This window comes from Clostridioides sp. ES-W-0016-02, from assembly GCF_020641035.1.
Taxonomy (GTDB): domain Bacteria; phylum Bacillota; class Clostridia; order Peptostreptococcales; family Peptostreptococcaceae; genus Clostridioides.
Window position 1 is genome coordinate 3,464,640 of sequence record NZ_CP061361.1, and the last position, 21,866, is coordinate 3,486,505.

The following is a 21,866-nucleotide window of genomic DNA, read 5'->3' on the forward strand; positions in this document are numbered from 1 at the left end:
CTTTTTTAAGTCTTATATTTTATACATAATTACATACTCTAGCTATTGCCATTTCAGTATATCCAAGTGATTCTGCTTTTGATTGCTTACCATTTGCTACATCTACAACTAGATTTAATAAATCATCTGTCAATTCTTCCATTGTCTGTGGTCCATATATAACTGGACTAGCATCAAAATCCATATTATCTTCCATATTTGCAAAAGTTATTTTATTTCCAGTTATTTTTATTACTGGAGCTATTGGATTTCCTGATGGAGTCCCTCTCCCTGTACTAAATACTACTACTTGAGCTCCTCCTGCAACCATACCCGCAACAGATGAGGCATCATTTCCTGGTGTATCCATTATTACAAGACCCTTCTTATCAATTTGCTTTGCATAATCATATACTTCACTTATTACTCTGTGCCCACCTTTGTGTATACAGCCTAGTGATTTTTCTTCCAAACTTGTAAGTCCACCGGCTATATTTCCAGGAGATGGATTTCCTTCTCTAACTTCTTCTCCAACTAATTTTAATGAATTTTCATATCTATGTACTATATGTAGTATTTTTTCTTTTACTTCTTCATTTACTGCTCTTCTAGCTAATATATGTTCTGCTCCTATAAATTCAGTAGTTTCACTTAAAATTGAAGTAGACCCTAAATCAACAAGTCTATCACTTAATTCTCCTATTAGCGGATTAGCAGCTAGCCCACTTGTTGGGTCAGACCCACCACATTCAGTCCCTAATATAAGTTCAGATATTGGGAATTCTTCTTTTCTAAGTATAGAAGCTTCTTGTGCCATTTCTCTAGCATAACGAACAGCTTTTTCTATAGTTTTTAAAGTTCCATGTTCTTCTTGTATTACAAGAGTCTTTATTGGTTTATTTGTTCTCTCTTTTATTGCATCAACTACCAAGTCATTTTGACAATTTTCACAACCTAAAGACACAACTATCACACCATATACATTAGGATTTGCTGCATATCCAGCCATAACATCCATAGTTAATTGTTGGTCTGAACTTACTTGAGAACAGCCATTTTGATTATTAAAAGTAACAGCTCCTTGAACTTGTGAGGCTATAATTCTCGTTGTATCTGATGCACACACACTTGTAGGTAATATTAATATGTGATTTCTTATGCCAACTCTTCCATCTGGTCTTTTATATCCATAAAATTTCATATTGATTTCCTCCTAAAATAGTCTATTTATCATACTTTATTTGATTTTCTTGTACTATAAATTTTATTCTTATTGCTAATTAGATAACTATAATCCTACTTATTTAATCATTTAATACTAAATATAACTTTTATTGAATTATAAATGTTACTTTATATGTTCGATACAATTTGTTTATCTAAATCTTCTCTAACACTTTTAACATTGTGAATATGTACATGTTGACCAATTTTTATTTCTTGATTAGCTTCTCCTATGTGTTCTCCATATTTAGTAACTTTATCTCCCTCAGCCATATCCTTTATAGCCAATTTATGATAAATAGTTATATCATCTAAAGCTGTTATTGTCTTTATTGTTTTATCTTTTAATTTAAAATTAATTTCACTATTCTTAGATATTGCCTCAATAGCCACTGCAACATTATCTTTTTCATCAATTATCACTGCATTTATCATTATCTTTATTCTCCTTTATAAATAATATAATTTTATTAATATACAAAATCATCTTAGCAATTATATATCTGTATTCATCAGGCTACTATTGTCCCATCATCTTTTTGTTTTGGGAATTTAGGACATCCATATTTCTTGGCCCACCAGCTAGTTATAAGAGGAACTAATATTGCAGTAACAACTACTGCAGCTGCTACTTGAGTTGTAGCTGTTGCAACATATGGTTGCCATGTTGGATCAACTAATGCAACAGCAGCAGGAACAGCAATTGCATTCCCTGCAGTTGTAGCTACAGCCCATCCTGCATACCCTGGACGTTTACCTATAAATCTATCACAGAATACTATAAATACACCTCCTACAAACACAGATATTAATCCAAGTAATACTCCAGATAGTCCTCCTTTTAATATACTTGCAAGATTTATGCTACTTCCAAGTGCAAAACCTACAAAGGGTACTAATAAATTACATCCTGGTTCTAAAAATTCTTTCATCTTTTTGTCAAAATTACCTATTATCATACCAACAAGTATTGGTACGATTGCAGCTAATAATGACATTAATGGAACATTTGCAAGTCCTGAAGTCCCAAGAGCTATCAATGTAAAAAATGGACCATCATTCAAAGTAAGTAAACTCATAGTTGCACAATCTGTTTCATCTCCATATGAAGTCATTAATGAAAGATATATACTACCATTACTATTTGTAACTGCACTTATAACTGCCAAAGTTGTAAGACCTAATACTCCATCCATTCCAAATAATTTTCCTATAAGTATGCCTATTAAAGCACCTATAGCAAATTTAGAACCAAGAAGTATTCCTCCTCTTTTTAATACTTTTGGCATTTCTTTAAATTGAAGCTGAGTTCCAAGACATACTAGTTGAACCCCTATTATAGTTGCAGAGCCAACACTTGAGAATACTGCTGTTGTAAATGAACCTATTTGTACAATATCTGGGCAAAATGTATTAATGAAAGCTGCTATAAACATTGGAACTATCATCATACCTGCAGGAATTTTTTTAATAAAATCCATTATCATAAAGTTACTCCTCCTAAAACATGATATTTAATTACTTGTATTAAATTTTTTAGCTTTAATTTTAACGGCCGTTTCGGTTCGTATTTAAGAACTAAGTTTTTATTTACGAATCTTTGAATTAATGATAGCATTTTCCCAATTATGAGTCAATAAAAAAAATAAATTTTTGTCAAAATTTTTTCAAATTATCTGATAATATAGCAATAGTTAGCAATTATCTTCATTATATGCAAAATATAAAAAGTAATTTTTCTCATTTCACATCTATATATCCCAATTTATATAATCTAAATTCACAATATTTCGATATTTTTATATAAAATACGATTATTATTGTCTTATCTTAAATTATATAGCTAAATACAGTTCACTTTCTCAGGTATATTTTGGAAATTATTTCAAGTTTTTAGTATGAATTTTCATCAAAAAAATCATCTATAAATATTTATAATTAAAGCTTATTTGCACATACTGTCATATATTTTATTTCTACATTGTAAATTATCACACAGTATGCTAAAATCAACATATTCTAACACTTTAAATTAACAAAGATAGGGGGAAATTTATGACTTCAGATAATCATCGCCCAACAGCTAGGATATTAGATATTTTAGAAGCATTAGCTGAATCTGAGAATGGATATACTCTTACAGAAATAGCAGATGCTATCAATGCTCCAAAAAGTAGTATCTTTCCTATAGTTCATACACTTAATGCTAGAAAATACATTACTATTGATAAAAATACATCTAAATATTCCATAGGTATACGTTCTTACACATTGGGGTCTTCGTTTTTTGAGAAAAGAACTATTTTTAACTACATAATTGATGAAATGACTAATATAGTTAATTCTTGTTCTGAAACTTGTCAACTTGGTATACTCGACAATAACGAAGTTCTTTATATTGGAAAAGTTGACTCTCCAGAGCCAATTAGACTTATTTCTTATGTTGGTAAAAAGATACCTGCTAATTGTACAGGTCTTGGTAAAGCACTTTTATGTGATTTTGATAAGGAAAAACTAATAAATTTATATCCAGACGGATTAAAAGGATTTACAAAAAAATCAATTACTGACTTTGATATTTTATATGACCAGCTTCTTGAAGTTCGTGAAACTCAAATAGCTTCAGAATGTGAAGAATCAATGGAATACCTAAAATGCCTTGCTGTACCAATAAGAAAAAACGGATGTATAAGGGCCGCTGTTAGCGTAACACTTCCACTTTTTAGGTCTAGTGAAGAAAAAATAGAACTGATAAAAAAATTACTTCTAAATGCACAAAAAAATATTCAATCTATGATGGAAGAACGTAATGAAGATATTATAATAAATTAGATTGATAAAAACAAAGTTGCTGACTTAATTACAGCAACTTTGTTTTTTTATGCTCTTTTTTATTTTTAATATTTTTATTGACATGATAAAAATACTATGTTAAATTCTAATCATAATCGTAATTACGAACTTAGTTCTTATATAAAAACTCACGATATATATTTTAACCTCAAAAACCAATATCTAATATGTGAATTAGTATAAGACTATTGTAGGTATGTATATTGTACATAAAAATTAATTCAAAAAAGGAGATTTTAACTATGAGTATCTATTATGTACCACCAATAAACTTACTTGGAAAAGGGTGTCTTATTGAATCTAAAGACTCAATTAAATCCTTAGGCACTAAAAAAGCATTTATCGTTAGCGATAAATTTCTAACTTCAAATGGTACTGTAAAAAAAGTAACAGATATGTTGTCTCAAATAGGTGTGAACTTTGCTATTTATGATGAAGTTAAACCAAACCCAACTGTGACTAATGTCAATAATGGACTTGAAATACTAAAATCAGAAAATTGCGACTTCGTTATAACTATAGGTGGTGGTTCTCCACAAGATTGTGGTAAAGCTATTTCTATATTAGCTACCAATGGCGGTGACATTAGAGATTATGAAGGTGTAAATAAAACTTCTAAAAAATGTCTTCCTATAGTTGCTATAACTACTACTGCTGGTACATCAGCTGAAGTTACAATAAATTATGTTATAACGGATGAAGATAGGCATGTAAAAATGATAATGGTTGATACAAATGCACTAGCTACAATGACAGTTAATGACCCAGAATTAATGATTAGTAAGCCAGCTAATTTGACAGCAGCTACTGGTATGGATGCACTGACTCATGCTATAGAAGCTGTAGTGGCTAATGGAGCTTATGATGTTACAGATTCAACTGCGCTATATTCTATAAAGCAGATATTTGAATATCTTCCTAGAGCTGTTAAAGATGGTAATGATATAGATGCTAGAGAACAAATGTGTTATGCTTGTTTTCTAAATGGAATTGCTTTTAGTAATGCAGGTCTTGGAAATGTACATGCTATGGCTCATCAATTAGGAGGTTTATATGATTTACCTCATGGAGTATGTAATGCTATGTTGCTACCAATAGTTGAAGAAGAAAATGCTAAATCTGCACCTTCTAAATTCCGTCCAATAGCTGAGATCATTGGAATGAATATACATGGCAAATCAGATAAGGAATGTGTTGATTTTGTAATAGATAAAATAAAAGCTCTTTCAGAAGAGGTAGGAATTCCAAAATCTTTAAAAGATGTTGGTGTTGATAATCCTAATTTTGAGTTGCTTGCTGAAAATTCTATGAAAGATGCTTGTGCTGGAGCCAATCCTGTTTTCTTTGATAAAGACAAAATTATAGAATTATTTAAGAAAATCTCTTAATATAATCACACTTATAAATTAATTATGTATATTTATAAGGGAGTGTCTCAAAATATTTTTATTTGATTATAGACACTCTCTTATTATCTAAACTAAATCCATATTTTTAATTTAATTTCAAACTCTTTAAAATTAATAAATAGTATTTTTAATGAATTATAACTGTTGTTGTGTCTGGTATATTGTCATATATCCACTTAGCATTTTCTGTACTTAGTCTTATACATCCATGGCTAAGAGCTTCACCAAGCCTAGCATCTATTATATAACTTCCTGTTGAATTATATAACACAGAATGATAATAATACCCACCTTTAATTCTAGTAGCGTACTTAACTGAATACTCATCTGTTCCAAAAGAAGGTTTTCTCCCACTTATATAAAAAATACCTGTTATAGTTGGAGTTTCAGGTTTACCTATAGTACATTCCCATTTATATAATTGACCCCAACCTCCATTATCTTTCTTAAAAATATAAGTGTATTTATTTTTAAGGTCTGTGGTAATTAGATAGTCACTAGTACTTTTAATGTTATTTTCATTAACAAATTTAGTCATATCAGTGTAAAAATACTTATAATCTAATTCATTAGGTTTATTTCCATCACTTGACAAGAAATAATTAAAAACATAACCTGTTTTATCATCATATATAACTTTACTCCAGTCCCCTTCTACCTGTAGAACTTCGACTCTAGACTTTTCAGGAATTACTGTAATTATAGTAGAAGTTGTAGACTTATCTTCTCTTAAATTTAAATTACTCCAAGCATATTCGCTTACTGATATTAAATCTCTGTATACATACCCTTCTTGAAAATTGTAGATTACTTTAATCCAATCATCTTCTTCATCTAGAACCTCTAATTTAGAACCTTTAGGTATTACAGTTATAATACTTGAACTTGTAGATTTCGCAGACCTCAAATTTACATTTACTAAAGCATATTTATATATAGGTGCTCTGTATTTTTTAATGTTTATTTTAAATAGCTTCACACATACCCATCCTCTCATATGTCTTTTTACAATACTTTATGAAATTCGATATATATTCGTTCTTCTATTTTTAAACTTACTCTGTATAATTAAAGGTTATTATCCATTTAAATTTACAATATTACAATCTTTAATATATTCTTCAATTATACTTCTAGCTACATTAAAATAACTTATACATTTATCAACTATAACAGCATCACTGCTAACTACTCTATCAAGTTTTTCTAATATAACATCTGCATTTTTTACTAGCTCTACTTCTGTTTCAATTTTCCATACCCTGGCATGTTCTAATATCTTATATCTTAGATTTCCAGAATTAGAAACTGGTGCATCTAAGTAAAATTTAATTTTTGTAGCCTTATATTTATTAAAAAACTTTCCTATTAGATTTAAAGCTTCTTCTGTTTTATCTATAATTTTATATGTTCCTCTAAGACCTGCTAAATCTCTTATATTTCCATCTCTACCTATGACTAGAGTTCCTCCAGATAATGCTACTTCTAGAGCTATTATCAAATTAAAACCATCTATGTATATAATTCCTTCATTTATTTTATCTAAGGAAAGTATCTTTGATTGTCTTATTTTATTTTTTTCATCAGTACATACTGCTCTCTTTAGTGCATCTCTTTGTCTTATTGAAAACTGATATCTATCTCCCACAAAAGTTACAACTGGGTCTATTTTATAATCTCTATTTATTAACCATTCTATTTCTTCTTGAGCCTTTACAAGTCTTACAAGTTCTTTACTTGAAAACCATCGTTTATCACTCTCATCAAAGCCTCTTTTAGATATTTTATTCATAGAATATTTCACCGCCTTAATATGAAGTTTGCTAATATTATCTTATCCATTTATATTATTCAATATTTAGATTATACCTTTTAATACTCTCTTAAATACAAAATAATTACTTTTTTACTATATTTATACTTTATAATGTAAAGAAAGGATACTATTAGTAACTTCTCATAGTATCCTTTCTTTAAAATTTATTTATAATGATAATTTTAGACTTTATTTATATATTACACTTATTCTATACTTCCTTTATCATATTAGGAGATAAAACATCATTAAGAGCCTCTGTCATAGTTGGATGTGCATAAACACGGTCTCTTAAATATGTATATTCTACTTCTAAATCTATGGCTAACTGAATTAAATGTATAATCTCACTAGAATCTTCACATATCATGCTAGCACCAAGTATCCTATTGGAATTTTTATCTATTACGATTTTTATAAATCCATCTGTCTTTCCAATTTGTTTAGCTCTTGGAATTGCCTCAACTGGCATCTTTGCTACTAATACATCATATCCTTTTTCCTTTGCTTGTTTAACATTAAGACCAACTCTTGAAAATGCTGGACTTATGAATATAGCATTTGGTATATTTTTTCTATTACTAGTCGTTCTAGTCTTATTTCCAAATAATTGATTGATTATTATACGATAGTCATCTAGTGATATATAAGTAAATTGAGGACCTCCATTTATATCTCCTATAGCCCATATGTGTTTTTTATTAGTCTTAAGGTTATCTGATACTTTAATAAATCCTCTTTCATTTAACTCTATGCCTGCATTTTCAAGTCCTAAACCTTCAGTATTTGCTTTTCTACCTGTAGCAACAAGTATTATATCACTTGTTATTTCCTTTAATTCACTATTTATATCATATTCTACTGTAGCTAAATTAGAAACTTCCTTAATCTCTTTTACCTTTGCATTATTTATAATTTTTACATTTCTCTTTTCAAGTAATTTTATTATTTCTTCTGAATCTTCAATATCTTCATTTGGTAAAATCCCATTATTTGAATTTAATATTGTAACTTCTGTTCCAAAGGAACTATAGATGCCTGCAAATTCTAAACCTATAAACCCAGCACCTATAATTGTCATTTTTTTAGGTAAGGTTCTTAAATTCATAAGAGATTCACTATTATATACTATCTTATTGTTTTCAATACCTTTTATATTAGGTATAAATGATTTTGAGCCAGTATTGATAAATATCTTCTCTGATACTAATTCATAAACTTCATTTTCAGTTTTTACTTCTACTGTATTTTCATCAATAAAAGTCGCCATTCCTGTAAATATAGTTACATTATCATTTGAATTTAATTTATTATAGTTAGCTTCTCTAAGCTTTGTAACCAAAGTTTCTTTTTTTTCTATAGCTTTTGCATATTCGATTTGTGCATCATTCCAAGAGTTTATATTTTTTACATTGTTTGCTGAATTTTCTAAGCTTTTAGTTGGGATACATGCTACATTTATACATGTTCCTCCATACATTTTATTTGACTTTTCTACTAAAGCTACCTTTAATCCTCTATTAGCTAAATCTCCTGCTAATGTCTTTCCACCTTTTCCAAATCCTATTATTATTGCATCAAATGTTTTTTTCATATAAATTTCAACCCTTTCCTTTGTTATTTATACTCTTACTATAACAAGATTTTCTAGGTGGTACAATTAGGTACTTTTTTGTAACCTTCTATATTAATACTTTTTATTTTTTTGATTTTCAATGAAAGACATCATAGTCTCTTTATTCATTGCTCCTGGAATGTACTGTGTTACATATCCTTCTTTATCAATTATAAATGTAGTTGGAAAAGCATTAATTCCATATTGATATGCTAATTCTCCATCTTCATCAAGTGCAACGGGAAAAGTATAGCCTTCATCTTTTAAAAAGTTAATTACATGTTCTCTTGAACCTTCTCTACCTAAATTAGGTGATGCTACACCTAAAATTACTACATCTTCATTATTTTTCTTATAATCCTTGTACAACTGCTCTATATGAGGCATTTCCTCTTTACATGGAGGACACCATGTAGCCCAGAAATTTAAAAACACAACCTTACCTTCATAATCACTTAATTTATGTGTTTTACCATATTGGTCAGTTAAAGTAAAATCAATAGATTTTATTCTCTCTTCATCATTAGAGCCGTTATCACTATTTTCATTATTAGATTCTTTTTTATTATCCCTGTTACCAGACTCTTCTTGTGTATTGCCATTAGAATTTCCTTGTTTATTATCTTCTTGATTCACACTTTGATTATTTTCAACTTTATTTTTTTGTGGAACATTAAAATGCTTGCTCACACTTTCAAACCCATTTATCATCATTAATATTCCTGATATTATAAGTATAGCTCCACCTATCTTTTTAATAATTTCCATATTAGATTTTATTTTATCTATAGTCTTAAACAACTTACTATAGAACATAGCTGTAATTATAAATGGCAAAATAAATCCAATGGTATATACTACTATTAAAAGATTTGCATTCAAATGATTAGTTGAACTAGAAACCATTACTAATACAGATGCTAATATTGGCCCAATACAAGGTGTCCACCCAAAACTAAATGTAAATCCAAGTAAATATGCTGTTATTGCTCTCATTTCTTTAAACTTTACATTTAATCTTTTTTCTCTATTTAGTATTGAAGACTTAATTATTCCCATATAAAACAATCCCATGATAATAATTATAATCCCACCTATAAACATTATTAAGTCTTTATTCTCATTAAAAAACATACTCAATACTCTTACTGATGAACCTAATATAAAAAAGGTTGTTGAAATTCCTAGAGTAAATAAGATAGTATTTTTAAATAGAGAACTTTTTATAAAATTAGTTTTTCCTTCTTTTAAATTTTCCACACTACTATTTGACAGTATACTTAGATAAATAGGTAGTATTGGTAATATACATGGCGAAAAAAACGATAATATCCCTTCTATAAATACCACAAATAAATTTATATTTTGCAAATTAAAGCTCCTCCTCATTCTATTTACATTATTACAATAAAAAATTATGTCCTTTTATTGCTTTTACTTTTATTCTCACGATAGCCTAATTAAGTCACTGTAAATTCAAAAGTAATTTAAAAGCTTACTTATCGCAATTTAAATTATTATTGCTCCACATAATCATCTTTTCCATAACAGGAAGTAATAGTACCCCTGACTCACTTAAAAAATATGTTGATTCTACAATATTATTAATTGATTTTTTATTGTTGATTATAATTCCTTGCTCAATTAAAAAATCTAATTGTTGAGTCAACATTTTCTTACTACATTCTGGAATGGCTCTTTGTAATTCTCCAAATCTTTTTTTATCTTTTTGTAACTCCCATATTATTATAGCTACCCATTTTTTACCTAATATGCTTGATAATGCCTCTACTGGACAGTCATATATCATATCATCTATATTATACATTTTATCTCCTCTTTCTTTTTATTAATTATTAAGACATGCTTTTATTTAATTTATAAATGTTACAAATGTGTTGAGATTTACTAGTTTAAGGTTGTTAATATATATTTTAGTTTTAAAATATTTCTGAGGTTTCATATAATTACTATATCAGTTTTATAAATGCATCACAATTGGGTACTTTTTTGTAACTACATATTTATAACTACATAAAATTAAAGTTAACTATATTAAATAAATTTAGCTCTTATATAATAATTCTTTATCTAAGTTCTTTATCCTGTTTTAATAATTTCTATATACAACATCAAACCCATACCTTGATATCTACCCAAAATTATACAAATTAAAAAATCTGACAGATATTTATCTGCCAGATTATTAAATGATAAACTTACTTTTACACTTATAAATCTAATAATATTGAAATAACTTCAAAAGGTGCTATTTCATATATTTGTTGTTCCTCTAATTCTTCTATTGCATTTATAACTTTCCCGTTTCTATCTTTAAATATTTGCTCATCTAATATCAACTTCTCACTTGTTGGATTTTCTAACCTTATTACAAACTTCTCTTTATCATAGTAAGAAAGATAACATGCTGATACAAGATAATTTTCTGGTAAAGATATTATCTCTAACTCTCTGTTCACAGATTTTTCAACAATTGACCTTTGAATCTTATTATCTATACGATATAAAAAGAAGTTATAATCCTGTAATTGATAATTTATAGATTCTTGCAAATAGTTATGAGTTAAACTTGCAACTTCTGATTCATCAAAAGATTTAGAACTCATATATATTGCAAATGAAAACTCTACTTCTCTAAGTATTTGTGCCTTTTCAGTTTTAATTCTGATATGTCCCTTTTTAGTGGTATCTCCAGAAGCACGTCCTGGTCTATATAATAAATCAGGTTTTCCTAATTCATCTGTAGTAGCAAGTAAAGTCAACGCTATTTCATCATTGACATGTTGATACTCCTTTATTCCTCTAGTAAAGACAGTACAACTTCTCTTATCATTAGTAAGTGTAATATTACTTTCCAAAGGTTCCAAATCTATAGGCATTTCACTATAAGTATTTTCCCAATTACTTAAAACCCCATTTTCTCTTGTTATATATCCAAATGGTAATGATGCTATATTTTTATTATCATTTATATCCGTTTTTACATGAACACGTAATCTATGATTACATATTGTATTGTTGACATGAAGTTTTACCTCTATCAATGGATTATCTTTTGATAAAATAATGCTAGCTCTTACATTTAATTTTCCATTGAGATTTTTATCTTTTCTATCTTCCAATGTAAGTGGTAGTAAAGTTGTACCTTCAACTACTATCTTTTCATATCCTAAAGTTCTTTTTGTCGAAACACTATTAAACAAAAGTTCTATCTCGTCATCATCTTGTAATGGTGAGAAATCATAAGTATCTCCTGCATTTCCGCTATCTTTTAAAGTTAAAAAGTTTGATATATAAGTTCCATCTTTAAGTTGTAAATCCAAGCTTCCATCTTTATATATTACCTTGTATTTATCGTTAGATATAAAGGTATTATTAGACTCACTAAGTGACAACATCTCTTTATTACTTGTTTCAAAACTAATAACTTTATAACCAAGTGCAGGAAGTTGTATATTTATTCTTACTTTTAGTATATAATAACCTGGTTCTTCAATAAATATATTACCAGCAGGTGTCTCTTCCAATACATTTTCTCTTGGTTGTATGTAAGTTTCTTCAATTATAGTAGCATCTAAATTTTCTTTAAAACAAATATTTTTACTATTACTCACTACTTGTATTTCTTTATATCCATTAAATCTTTTAGCTTCTGAATTAAACACTAATACATCATTTTGAGATAACTTAAGCCCTTCTGAAATTTTCTTTACAATAGTATTTTCAATGCTATCACAGATTTCATTAGCTTCTCTTATACGGTGAAGAATATCATCTGTTACAGTATCAGTTACACAACCAGCCAAACTGTCATGAGCTTGCCCTTCTAAAAGCTTTTTCCATGTGTTTATTAATAATTGATTGCTTATTTCTATTCCACTCTTTTTAGCAATTACTAGTAATGGCTCTATTCTCTTAATTAATTTATTTTCAAGTTTATCACATGCTAATTTTATATCCATTCTACTAGAACCAATTGATTTATGTATTCTTGCAAGCACTGGTTCTCTAAATTCACCTCTGTAGCTTTCTAATGATTCTATGGATTTTACATATTTCAAAAAGTCTTGATATGAACTTGTTATATAAGAATACTTTCCAATATTATTAATCTCTTCAACTTTATTTTTAAAATCACCTATTATATTTAATTGGTCATTTCCTGAAGGTATTAATACCTCTTCTACATCACTATATGATTTAATAAAATCAATAGCGGGGTCTAATCGTCCATTGACATACTTTGGTGAAGGTTCTAAAAGCATACCAGTTCCATATCCATGTGGCATATTTACAGCATATATATACTTTTCTCCATTTAAACTTTTCCATTTAAAATACGGTGATTGAACTTGCTTTCCTAAGTGGATACCCCTCCAAAAGAAAATATTATCAATCCCTACATGTCTTAATAAAATAGGCATCTGTGCATTAAAACCAAAGGTATCTGGTAAATACCCGATTTTCATGTACTCACCATACTTTTTACTTTCAAATATTCCAATCATTAAATTTCTTAAAATAGATTCCCCTCTAGCGAAGAATGCATCTGTTTGTGTAAACCATGGTCCGATATATAATCTTTTTTCTTCTATTAATTTTTTAATACTTTCTATTTTTTCTTTATGTACTTGTGTATAATCATCCAAAATAGAAAGTTGTCCATCAAGTACAAAACTTACATCTGGATTACGCTCTAACTCATCAATTATATCTGTAAATAATTGCTCACTAAGTACTAATGCATCTCCAGAAGTAAAATACCACTCTCTGTCCCAGTGTGTATGATTAACAATATGTGCTTTTATCATTTATGCTCCTCTATTTCTTCATTTTAATATTTTTAGGCTGTAATCAAGACTCAACAATACTCAAAACTTATACTAACTATAAAATTTATATTAAACCTAAATTATTACTTTTCTTAAATTTTTATTGAATTTTAAGATTCCCATTCTGCTTCATCAAATTCATCATCTTCAAATTCATCATCTTCGATAACTGGATTTCCACGTAATATTATAACTAAACCTGCTACAATTACTGTTCCTACTGCAATTGATAATACATACATTGGCCAGTTTTCTACTGTAAACCATCCATAAAATCCACTAATTGGAGTTGCATTCACTGAACCTAATCCAACTGCCATAGCTGAGGCAATTGCTGTACCAATTACACATGATGGTATTACTTTTAATGGAGATTCTACTGCAAAAGGAATTGCTCCTTCACTAACTCCAATCAACCCCATTATAAGAGATGATTTACCAGCTTCACGCAGCTGCTTATTATATTTTTGTTTTGCTAATATAGTAGCAAGACCTAAGCCTAGTGGTGGTATAACAATTCCTACCATTGCTGCTGTATTAGGTGCGTAAATCCCACTTGTTAATAATGCAAGTGATGTTGTCAAAGCTGCTTTATTAACTGGCCCACCTAGGTCAACTGCCATCATTGCTCCAATAATAGCTGCCATCAATATTTGATTTGTACCTGATAATCCATTTAACCAATTTTCTAAGCCAGTATTTAATGTTGCAAAAGGAATGCCTATGACATAATTAATTAATATAACAGTTATTAATGTTCCAAATACTGGTACTATAAATATTGGTACTATTGAAGCTGCTGACTTTGGTAATTTAACATTATTTTTAATAAATAAACATGTATATCCTGCGATTAAACCAACTGCTAAAGCTCCTAAAAAACCTGCTCCAATATCCTTAGCAATCATACCTCCAACAAGTCCTGGTACTATAGCTAATTTATCAGCTATAGAAAATCCTATAAAGGCTGCAATTACAGGAAACATTAATCCTAAAGCAGTGCCTCCAAAACCATCTAAATCATGTAATAATCTAACAATACTACTAGCACTTTCTGCATATTTAACGTCCCATATATCTGGTATATTATATAAAGAACCCCCTACACGAGATATTGCCATTATCATAGCACCTGCAATTACTAATGGAATCATATATGAGATTCCTGTTAAAACATGCTTTTTTAACTCAGAGACTATCTTTTTTAACATTATATTTCCCTCCATTTATTTAGTGTCAATTAACTTTAGTGCATCATTGATTACCTTTTCTGCATCTTTTATAGGTGCATTAACTGGTACTTCTAATATTTCTTTGCCTTCAAAACGTTCAGCATTTCTAACTTTAGTATCTACAGCAAATATTACTACTTCTGCAATTTGCGCATCTTTTTCAGTTAATTCATTGTCAATTCCAGTTGCTCCTTGTGTTTCAACTTTTATAAGATGACCCATTTTTTTTGAAGCCTTCTTTAATGCTTGTGCTGCCATATATGTATGTGCAACCCCTGTTGCACATGCTGTTACTGCTATAATTTTTCTTTTCATCTCTACATTTCTCCCTCATTAAATATTTTAATTACTTCTTGTGCTGAATCAGCTAATTTTAATGCATCCACATTGTCATCATCCATTAACTTAGTTGCCAATTTAGACAATAAGACAAGGTGGTTACTGTCTTTATCAATGTTACTTATAGCCAACAAGAAAATGCTATCTACTGGTTTTTCATCTAAGGCTTCCCATTCAATTTTATTTTTGGATTTTGCAAATATTATAGAAGATTTCTTAACAGCATCACTTTTCCCATGAGGAATAGCAATACCATTCCCAATACCTGTAGTTGCATGTTCTTCTCTTTCTAAAACAGACTTAACATATTCTTCTTCATTATCCACAATCCCATTTTCAACAAATATACTACTTAATTTTTTTATTGTTTCTTCCTTGGTAGTTGCATCAAGATTAAAAACAATCTGCTCTTCCTTCAATACATCTGATATTTTCACTATATATTCTCCTCCATTAGCAAATCGTACACTTCTTTTGGTGAAGTTGCACTTAATATGTTATTTATATTTTTTTTATTGTCAATGAAGTCATAAAAAACTTCATATATTTCATCAAGCTCCAAATTTTTGTCATTTTCTAATGAAATAAAGAAAACAACTTCTACATTTTCATTTCCCCATATAATAGGATTTTTTAAAGTTGCAACAGATATATTAGATTTTTTAATATAACTAGGATTAGCATGAGGTGTAGCTATATATTGAAAAGATGTGTAAGATAAATTTTCTCTTTCAATTGCACTTTCAGCTATACCTTCTTTCGCATAACCTCTTTTTATTAAGTTATCTGTTATACATCTAATTACATCTTCATAATCTGATGCCTCAATATTTAACAAAATATTTTCCTCAAATATTAACTTTTTAAAAGATTTAGATTTTCCAGAAGTAGTTCTTGGAACATTTTGTATGTTTTTCTCTAAAGTTCTTATATCATTTTCATTTAAAATAGGGCTAACTACTATAGTTGGAATAGTTTCTAATTCTAAATAAATAGTACTGATTACTAAATCTGCATCAATTTTACTAGATACTAATTCTTGGACAGAAAGTATCTTTTCAATCTTTACCATAGGGAAGTATTTTTTTAACCTTGCAGATAATAACCTAGAAGAACCTAACCCTGTACTACATACTAGAATTACCCTAATGCTTTGTGGTAGTTCTTTCATTCTTTCTCTAAAAGCTTCAAAATGTAGTGCTATATAAGCACATTCGTCATCATTTATTCGAATATCATATATAAATTCAATTACTTTTTTCAAGTTTAAAGCTTGTTCAAATGATAGAGAAAAGTTTTGCTTAATTGTATTTACATATGGGTTTTTGATACTAAGACCATATGTCAATCTATTTATCGACGAATGTATATGTGTAGTTAATCCATCAATTAAATCTTTATCATAGGCTGTCTTATACAATGTATTTTTGATAATTTCTCGAAGATTTGAGATATTGTTTGTATTCGCTTCATAAGGTTTACTTGAATTACTTTTTAGTTCAGTAGTGTTTCTATGCTGGTCAGCAGCTACTAAGTGCAGATTTATATATCCAATTTCAGAATTTGGCAATAATATTGAAAATTTTTCTTCTAGTTGCTTTGCTAGATAATTTGTATTTGGCATTTGATTATTTTCTATCTTATTAGTATATAAATTTTCTTCTATATATTCACCTTTTCTAATTCTTTCTACTGCTATAGCTAAATGAATAACCAGTGATTGAAATTCATAATCAGAAAACTCAAATTTTCTTTCCTCACTAAAAGTTCTAAGAATCTCAATAATGATAGATAAATCATCCTCAAAAAAGATACCATTCACATCTGCTTGTATCTTCTCAAAAGCTTGATAAAAACTTTCTTGTTCTTGCTTAATATACCAATTTCTACTCCAAAATTTATGTATAAACTTAGCAGTAAGCTGTCTTTTGTCTCTTTCACTTATATTCAATTTAATTCCTTTACTAGGTTTCTTATATATAGAAACTCCTTCACTTTTTAGTAATTTTTCAACCTCAGCTAAATCTCTTTCAATTGTTCCTCGACTTATATATAATTCTTCAGAAAGTTGTTGTATAGTAATATAATCATTACTTTTTAACAAAATTGAGTATATATATATAACTCTCTCCTCTCTTGTTGTAGGAATTTGACTTCCTTTATTATCTAGGTAAGGAAGTATTTTTCTTAAATCTCCTTCAATATAAACACCTATTTTAGGTTTTCTCACTAAAGAAAGACCTATCTTTTTAAGTACTATTTCTACTTCTTTGAGAGATTTTGAAACTGTTTTTTCTGAAACATCTAAATCATCTGCTATTGCTTTAACAGTTGTATGACCTTCTTTTAATAAAAACTTTATTATTCTAATTTCACGATTTTGAATCATATCAGTTAACATTTTCAAACTTACTCCTTCCCTTTGTTTTTATTTTAATGGAAAATGTTTTTCTACAAAACTACTAATATTTCCTGATTAAATACGGTAATTTTTATGTATTGAATACTTTAATTTTAGATGATAAATTAAAAACTGTCTAAATTTAATATGAAAGGAAATAATTTAATGCTGACAATAATTATTGCATTACTTCCTGTAATAGGGTGGGGATTAATGCCCATAGCTGCAAACCTCAAAAAAAGTTCTCCCTACGAACAACTTTTAGGTACCTCTATAAGTGCGTTTATATTTTCCACTATAATAACTTTAGTTATGCATCCTGAGATTACATTTTTTTCATTTTGCGTGAGTATGATTTCTGGGATATTTTGGAGTTTAGGTCAGTTAATGCAGTTTAAAGCAATTCAAATTGCTAGTGTATCTAAAGTAATGCCAATTTCAAATGGTTCACAATTAACTTTTACAACTTTACTAGCTGCAATCTTATTTAATGAATGGACTAGTTCTAAAATGTTTTTGATTGGCACCTTATCAATCTTATGTATAATAATAGGTATACTTCTCACAAATTATCAAACAAAAAAATCTACTAATAGCAATATGTTGAAATGTATTGGAGTTACATTATTATCATCCTTGTTTTTAGCACTATATGTTGTAGCTAATCAAATATTTTCAATTGAAGGATATAGAATTATATTGCCTCAATCTGTTGGGATGTTAATAACTGCATCAATTATTGTTAAGTATTTTTCTAGAGAGACTTTACATAAGGAAAATGTTTTATTTAATCTAATTACTGGAGTATTGTGGTCAATAGCAAATTTAGGTATGTTTATTACAACCAATACTTTGGGAGTTACGATAAGTTTTTCTATTTCTCAGAGTTGTGTTATAGTAGCTACTTTAGGAGGAATTATCTTCTTTAAAGAAAAGAAAAATAAAAGAGAGTGGCTTGCTATTTTTCTTGGAATAATATTAATCATGTTTGGTGTTTTTATGTTAAGCACAATAAAATAGATATTTATTTATATAAATTAAAATGAAAAATTGATTATCCTCTAAAATACTGTGTTTATCACTGATTTAGCTATAATTAAGAGTCTATATTGCCACTAATTTATCACTTATGGATGAATCTTAATAAAACCATAAATAGTAATAAATATTAAAAGAGAGAAGCTAAACAGTACAATTACTGAATTGCTTCTCTCTAGAGCATTGTCATAACCCCATACATTTTATAGTAATTATTATCTTATAGAAAATATCTATTTATACTTGTTCTATTATTACAATTTTATATTTTTTTAACACATTAAAATAGTGTTTATTTTACATTTACTTTTTTATATATTTTTTCAACATATTAAAGTAGTAACCATTTTATATTTACTTTTAATCAAATATACTAATCTGATTATTATTGTTTTTATCTATTTTAATAGTCTTCATATTTCTAACAGTTATTTTTGCATCTTCTCTTATAGCACCTACAAGTACTCTATTTTCTTCATTATATAGTCTACAATTTTCTTCTACTCGTGTATAATTAAAATTAGCATAACAATATAAACAATAATGTCTACAAGTATTGTACTGCCCTATATCAATACTCTTAACACATCCACAAATATCCCTTTGTGTATCATCCTTTTTGACTTTCACTTCACTACCTATAATCTTTGATATTAACTTATCATCAATACATTTACTTTTTCCAATGCCAAACTTACTTAAATTATATTCATCACAACATATTTCAAGTGTTATATTATACTTATTAGATATTCTAAAAAGTTCCTTCGACAATATTTCTATTTCTTTAATTTGTATAGGTTTTATATGTAATGACTTTGTATTAACTTTTGTTTTCTTGTATAAATCTATAAAACTTATTATACATTTTTCTGTAAATCTATTAAGTTGACTACATAATCTCTCAAATGCTTTTATATGATAATCTAAGTTATACTTTTCATTTAGAAAAATTGGGTCATATCTCAAAATTACTCTTTCTTTTCCTATGCTTTTAGACAATTCTTTAAATGACTCTATTATCTTCTTTTTATCTAAAATTCGTGTTTCTACATCTTTACCATATGGAGTTATAGTATAGTGAAAATAATATTTGTAGTCTTTTAATTTGTTCAAATCACATATCATTGGAGTTGCATCTTTTGTCCAAAATATAAAGCAATCAACAGTATGTGGATTTAACTCTATCTTACTGACTTGTTTTGGATTCATCGGATTAACAACATACACAAAACCCTCTTTAAGTCTGTTAAAAAACCACTTACTATAAAAAGCAGGTATATCAGTTCTTCTACTTACACTTACTATCATAATTTAACCTCCATCTAAAAGTATAGCTGATATCACTCTTAGAATTGTCCAGACCACATTCTACACACACATTATTTACTAGTTTTCATTCACACAGAAAACATCTTTTTTATAGCTTATTATCCCTAGACAATATATGATGTATTTTCTTTGCAAAGTTTTTCCATTTTATCATACACAACACTACTGTCTCTCTCATCTGTCATGGTAACAATTATATCACTTGCCTTAAGAATTGTTTTTCCTTTTGGAATAATTTCTTCTCCTCCTCTTTGAATGGCTACCAAAAGACAATTTTCTGGCCATTGAATATCCTGAATTGCTTTGTTAGCAACAGGAGAACCAAACATAATGGAAAACTGATCTAGTATTTTCTCTCCCCTCTCTCTATGAACAGGTTCTCCATTTTTCTCAAGTAATCTCTCCAGAAGACTTTCATAAATCGGCTTAGATTTCAGAAGTGTAGCCACAATATACGCCACAATTGAAATAACGGATAGGGAAAGCATCTGGCTGACAGAACCTGTCATTTCAAAAATCAATATAATTCCAGTCAAAGGCGCACGTACAATGGCAGTAAAATACCCTGCCATAGCCAGAAGTATAAAATTATTGACATAGTCTAAGTTCATTCCAAAAAACTGTACACCTACCATTCCGAACATTCCCCCAATAAAGGCTCCTAAAACAAGTAGCGGGAAGAAGATTCCTCCTGGCGCACCAGACCCAAAACTAACAGCCGAAAATACAAAACGGATGACAAAAATCAAAACTACCATTCCCAACAAATATTCATGGCTTGTTAGTGCTTCCACCAGATTATGCCCACTTCCAAGCACCTCAGGCATCAAAAGACCCAAAATACCAGCCATAAAAAATGGAATCAATATTTTTCCAAATGTACCTATTTTGGGAATCTTTTTATATAAAGACTGAACAAATAAGGTAAACCAATTATAAAATGCCCCCATAACGCCAAGCACAACACCTAAAATCAGTATCAACCAATAATAACTCTGTGGTAACACATTTCCAATATCAAACTGGAACACTGATTCCATTCCTAGAAAATTAGCTGATATATAGTCCGCTGTTAGAGATGCTGTCATCACAGAAATCAAAACAGACACTGAAAAGTTTTTATGTATTTCTTCCAGTGAAAACATGACACCTGCCAGTGGTGCATGAAAGGCTGCTGATAATCCTGCACTTGCCCCACAAGTAAGCAAGAACTTTTCCTCTGTCTTTCCTCTATCAAGAGCTCTGGAAATACCCTTTCCTGCCATAGCACCAAGCTGTATAGAAGGTCCTTCTCTTCCCAAGGCAAGACCACCCATAAGCGATAAGAATCCTCCAACAAATTTGGCTGGCAACACACGCCACCATACTTGCTTGATTTTCCCTGTCATCTCTCCTTCTAGCTGAGGAATACCACTACCTGAAATCATTGGCTCCCAATTTACTAGCCTTGATACAATCCACGCAAGCAGTGCAAGCACTGCAAACCAAACTGCTGTTTTCACAGTTGAACCTTTTGCAAAATTTAATATTTGGTTAAGCCAGATACCAGCCTGCCCCAAAAGTATCCTATATAAAAGTACAATCAAACCAGCTATAGCGCCTACAAGAAGCCCTTCTCCAATCAAAATGACCTGAAATCGCTCGGCCCGCTTAATTACATGAGATGTATCTTTTTTCATAATCTTTCTCCTCCACTCCATAATTCGGTGTAATATGAATAAATATATTTTTTAGTTCATTTCACACAAAATCATATGTTACTTTTCTTCTATGTT

At 29.0% G+C, this 21,866-nt stretch carries 18 protein-coding genes; 3 read left to right on the plus strand and 15 right to left on the minus strand.

Features of this window, described 5'->3' with window-relative positions; all coding sequences use genetic code 11:
- Positions 1-19 precede the first annotated feature (19 nt).
- The 3 genes from IC758_RS16160 to IC758_RS16170 all read right to left on the minus strand — a co-directional run bounded on the left by IC758_RS16160 (position 20) and on the right by IC758_RS16170 (position 2,690).
- A complete protein-coding gene (locus IC758_RS16160) occupies positions 20-1,180 on the minus strand; it encodes a UxaA family hydrolase (RefSeq protein WP_227433923.1) in 1,161 nt (386 codons plus the stop codon).
- Between the two features lie 152 nt (positions 1,181-1,332).
- Entirely contained in the window at positions 1,333-1,638 is a 306-nt protein-coding gene (locus tag IC758_RS16165; protein ID WP_227433922.1) for a UxaA family hydrolase, read from the minus strand.
- 77 nt (positions 1,639-1,715) lie between these two features.
- Positions 1,716-2,690 carry a 2-keto-3-deoxygluconate permease gene (locus tag IC758_RS16170; RefSeq protein WP_227433921.1) on the minus strand — a complete coding sequence of 325 codons (975 nt, stop codon included), beginning with the start codon at positions 2,688-2,690 and terminating at the stop codon, positions 1,716-1,718.
- 568 nt (positions 2,691-3,258) lie between these two features.
- On the opposite strand from IC758_RS16170, the gene IC758_RS16175 reads away from it, so the two are divergent.
- Positions 3,259-4,035 (plus strand): IclR family transcriptional regulator, encoded by a 777-nt coding sequence (locus tag IC758_RS16175; protein ID WP_227433920.1) that lies wholly within the window; start codon positions 3,259-3,261, stop codon positions 4,033-4,035.
- Positions 4,036-4,298: 263 nt separating this feature from the next.
- Complete coding sequence (locus IC758_RS16180) at positions 4,299-5,444, plus strand: iron-containing alcohol dehydrogenase (protein ID WP_227433919.1); 1,146 nt, start codon at positions 4,299-4,301, stop codon at positions 5,442-5,444.
- 148 nt (positions 5,445-5,592) lie between these two features.
- Here the strand turns inward: IC758_RS16180 and IC758_RS16185 are convergent, their stop codons facing one another.
- The 10 genes from IC758_RS16185 to IC758_RS16230 all read right to left on the minus strand — a co-directional run bounded on the left by IC758_RS16185 (position 5,593) and on the right by IC758_RS16230 (position 17,721).
- Complete coding sequence (locus IC758_RS16185; RefSeq protein ID WP_227433918.1) at positions 5,593-6,462, minus strand: L,D-transpeptidase family protein; 870 nt, start codon at positions 6,460-6,462, stop codon at positions 5,593-5,595.
- Positions 6,463-6,543: 81 nt separating this feature from the next.
- The gene (locus tag IC758_RS16190) at positions 6,544-7,257 is read right to left on the minus strand and encodes a DUF434 domain-containing protein (protein WP_227433917.1); all 714 of its coding nucleotides are present in this window, start codon (positions 7,255-7,257) and stop codon (positions 6,544-6,546) included.
- A 235-nt stretch (positions 7,258-7,492) separates the two neighbouring features.
- On the minus strand, positions 7,493-8,875 hold the full coding sequence (locus tag IC758_RS16195) for a dihydrolipoyl dehydrogenase family protein (RefSeq protein ID WP_227433916.1): 1,383 nt from the start codon (positions 8,873-8,875) through the stop codon (positions 7,493-7,495).
- Positions 8,876-8,968: 93 nt separating this feature from the next.
- The gene (locus IC758_RS16200) at positions 8,969-10,267 is read right to left on the minus strand and encodes a cytochrome c biogenesis protein/redoxin (RefSeq protein ID WP_227433915.1); all 1,299 of its coding nucleotides are present in this window, start codon (positions 10,265-10,267) and stop codon (positions 8,969-8,971) included.
- Positions 10,268-10,391: 124 nt separating this feature from the next.
- Positions 10,392-10,724 carry a winged helix-turn-helix transcriptional regulator gene (locus IC758_RS16205; protein ID WP_227433914.1) on the minus strand — a complete coding sequence of 111 codons (333 nt, stop codon included), beginning with the start codon at positions 10,722-10,724 and terminating at the stop codon, positions 10,392-10,394.
- 403 nt (positions 10,725-11,127) lie between these two features.
- Positions 11,128-13,728: an alpha-mannosidase gene (locus IC758_RS16210; protein ID WP_227851205.1), complete on the minus strand. Its 2,601-nt coding sequence runs from the start codon at positions 13,726-13,728 to the stop codon at positions 11,128-11,130.
- A 131-nt stretch (positions 13,729-13,859) separates the two neighbouring features.
- The gene (locus IC758_RS16215; RefSeq protein WP_227433912.1) at positions 13,860-14,960 is read right to left on the minus strand and encodes a PTS fructose transporter subunit IIC; all 1,101 of its coding nucleotides are present in this window, start codon (positions 14,958-14,960) and stop codon (positions 13,860-13,862) included.
- Positions 14,961-14,975: 15 nt separating this feature from the next.
- Entirely contained in the window at positions 14,976-15,296 is a 321-nt protein-coding gene (locus IC758_RS16220) for a PTS fructose transporter subunit IIB (RefSeq protein WP_227433911.1), read from the minus strand.
- 2 nt (positions 15,297-15,298) lie between these two features.
- Positions 15,299-15,757 (minus strand): PTS sugar transporter subunit IIA, encoded by a 459-nt coding sequence (locus IC758_RS16225; protein ID WP_227433910.1) that lies wholly within the window; start codon positions 15,755-15,757, stop codon positions 15,299-15,301.
- Positions 15,757-17,721, minus strand: coding sequence for a BglG family transcription antiterminator (locus IC758_RS16230; protein WP_227433994.1), 1,965 nt, complete (start codon positions 17,719-17,721; stop codon positions 15,757-15,759). Before IC758_RS16230 ends, IC758_RS16225 begins: the two co-directional genes overlap by 1 nt.
- Positions 17,722-17,886: 165 nt before the next feature.
- On the opposite strand from IC758_RS16230, the gene IC758_RS16235 reads away from it, so the two are divergent.
- A complete protein-coding gene (locus IC758_RS16235) occupies positions 17,887-18,741 on the plus strand; it encodes a GRP family sugar transporter (RefSeq protein ID WP_227860592.1) in 855 nt (284 codons plus the stop codon).
- Between the two features lie 378 nt (positions 18,742-19,119).
- Here the strand turns inward: IC758_RS16235 and IC758_RS16240 are convergent, their stop codons facing one another.
- A complete protein-coding gene (locus tag IC758_RS16240) occupies positions 19,120-20,070 on the minus strand; it encodes a DUF1848 domain-containing protein (RefSeq protein WP_227860593.1) in 951 nt (316 codons plus the stop codon).
- A gap of 125 nt (positions 20,071-20,195) precedes the next feature.
- On the minus strand, positions 20,196-21,770 hold the full coding sequence (locus IC758_RS16245; protein WP_227433907.1) for a ClC family H(+)/Cl(-) exchange transporter: 1,575 nt from the start codon (positions 21,768-21,770) through the stop codon (positions 20,196-20,198).
- Positions 21,771-21,866: the final 96 nt, after the last annotated feature.